This window comes from Pseudoxanthomonas sp. GW2, assembly GCF_000283075.1.
In the GTDB taxonomy this organism is placed as follows: Bacteria; Pseudomonadota; Gammaproteobacteria; order Xanthomonadales; family Xanthomonadaceae; genus Pseudoxanthomonas.
Genome location: NZ_ALIP01000017.1, coordinates 1 through 2,400, shown reverse-complemented (window position 1 = coordinate 2,400; position 2,400 = coordinate 1). Strand labels below are relative to the sequence as shown.

Here is a 2,400-nt window from a genome sequence, read left to right as displayed (position 1 = left end):
GGCCCCCGGCGCGGCCCGCGGCAGGGTGGCGCGGTGACGCCACCCCGCCGCGTCACCGGGCGGCCGATTCGCGCATGACCATGGCCGCCTCGACCATCCTGCGCAGCGCCAGGTCCGTTTCCTCCCAGCCGCGTGTCTTCAGCCCGCAGTCCGGGTTCACCCACAGCTGGTCCGGCGCCAGCACCTCCCGCGCCTTGCCGAGCAGTTCCACCATCTCGGCGGTGGTGGGGATGCGCGGGGAGTGGATGTCGTACACGCCCGGGCCGATCTGGTTGGGGTAGCGGAACCTGGCGAAGGCATCCAGCAGCTCCATCCGCGAGCGCGAGGTCTCGATCGAGATCACGTCCGCGTCCATCGCCGCCACCGCCTGGATGATGTCGTTGAATTCGGCGTAGCACATGTGGGTGTGGATCTGGGTGGCATCGTCCACCCCGGACGCGCACAGGCGGAAGCATTCGACCGCCCATTCCAGGTAGGCGTCCCAGTGCGCGCGCCGCAGTGGCAGCCCCTCGCGCAGGGCCGGTTCGTCGATCTGGATCACCCGGATGCCGGCCGCCTCCAGGTCCAGGACTTCGTCGCGCAGGGCCAGTGCGATCTGCCTGCAGGTGTCCGCGCGCGGCTGGTCGTCGCGCACGAACGACCACTGCATCAGGGTCACCGGGCCGGTGAGCATGCCCTTGACCGGGCGCGAGGTCAGCGACTGGGCGTACCGCGCCCAGCGCACCGTCATCGGCGCCGGCCGCGCCACGTCACCGAAGATCACCGGGGGTTTCACGCAACGGCTGCCGTAGCTCTGCACCCAGCCCCGCCTGGTGAACGCGAAGCCGTCCAGCTGTTCGCCGAAATACTCGACCATGTCGTTGCGCTCGAACTCGCCGTGGACCAGGACGTCGATCCCGACCTGCTCCTGGAAGCGCACGCACTGTTCGGTCTGCGCCTCCAGGAACGCCTCATAGGCCGCCCCCTCCAGCTTGCCCGACTTGAACTTCGCCCGCGCCTCGCGCACCTGGCGGGTCTGCGGGAAGGAGCCGATGGTCGTGGTCGGGTACGGCGGCAATGCCAGGGCCGCCTGCTGGGCCTGGCGGCGCGCCGGGTAGGGCGAGCCACGTTGTGCCAGGGCCGGGCTGATCGTGGCCAGGCGCTGCGCCACCTCCGGCCGGTGCACGCGCGTGGAGGCGCGGCGCGAGGCGTGGCGCAGGCGTGCGTCCTCCAGCGCGGCCTCGGCACCGGGGTGGCCATCCAGGGCATCGGCCAGCACCCGGATCTCGCCGAGCTTCTGCTTGGCGAAGGACAGCCAGGAGCGCAGTTCCGGATCCAGGCCGTTCTCGGCGTCCAGGTCCACCGGCACGTGCAGCAGCGAACACGACGGCGCCAGGCACACGTTGTCCGCGCCGAGCCGGGTGCGCGCGTACCGCGCCAGCAGCAGCGCGTTGTCCAGGCGCGTGCGCCATACGTTGCGCCCGTCCACCAGGCCCAGCGACAGCATGCGCCCGGGCGGCAGCGCATCCAGCGCCGCTTCCAGCTGCTCGGGGGCGCGGACCAGGTCCAGGTGCAGGCCGTCCACCGGCAGCGATGCGGCCAGCTGCAGGTTGTCGCCGAGCGCGCCGAAGTAGGAGGCGAGCATCAGTTTCGGCCGGGGGCCGGCTGCCAGAGCCGCATAGGCCCGGCGGCAGGCGTCGCGAACCGGCTCCGGCAGGTCCAGCACCAGCGCCGGCTCGTCGACCTGGACCCAGCCCGCGCCCGCCGCGTGCAGTTTCTCCAGCAGCTGCACATAGGCCGGGACCAGCCGGTCCAGCAGCGCGAAGCGGTCGCTGCCGTCGACCGTCTTGGACAGCCACAGGAAGGTGACCGGCCCGATCAGGACCGGCCGGGTCTCGATGCCGAGCCTGCGCGCCTCCAGGTACTGCGCCACCGGCGTGTCGCCGCGCAGGGCGAAGTCCTGGCCGGCCTCCAGCTCGGGCACGAGGTAGTGGTAGTTGGTGTCGAACCACTTGGTCATCTCCAGCGCGTGCAGGTCGATGCCCGGGCGCTGCAGTCCGCGCGCCATGGCGAAGTAGCCGGCCAGCGGTGCCGCCTCGACCACGGCGCGGTAGCGCCGGGGGATCGCGTCGAACAGCAACGCCGTGTCCAGGACCTGGTCGTACAGCGAGAAGTCGTTGGAGGGTGGCAGGTCGATGCCGGCCTCCCGTTGCAGCCGCCAGTGGCGGGCGCGCAGCTCCCGCGCGGTGTCGAGCAGTTGCGTGGCGGGCAGCTCGCCGCGCCAGTGGGCTTCCAGGGCCCGCTTCAGTTCGCGGCGTGGCCCGATGCGGGGAAAGCCGAGGTTGGTGGTCAGTGTCATCGATGTGATTCCTCATGCGTGGACGATGAGGAACGAAGGACCGGCGGCGTGCGCGGCTGGAC

1 protein-coding gene is annotated in these 2,400 nt (G+C 71.5%); it reads right to left on the bottom strand.

All coding sequences use genetic code 11. From position 1 onward, the window contains the following. Positions 1 to 52: 52 nt before the first annotated feature. Positions 53 to 2,338 (bottom strand): 5-methyltetrahydropteroyltriglutamate--homocysteine S-methyltransferase, encoded by a 2,286-nt coding sequence (gene metE / locus B351_RS0101520; protein ID WP_019397296.1) that lies wholly within the window; start codon positions 2,336 to 2,338, stop codon positions 53 to 55. Between the last annotated feature and the right edge of the window lie 62 nt (positions 2,339 to 2,400).

Excerpts from the sequence above, each read along its gene's own strand:
- metE (WP_019397296.1), bottom strand. The coding sequence starts at position 2,338 with ATGACACTGACCACCAACCTCGGCTTTCCCCGCATCGGGCCACGCCGC.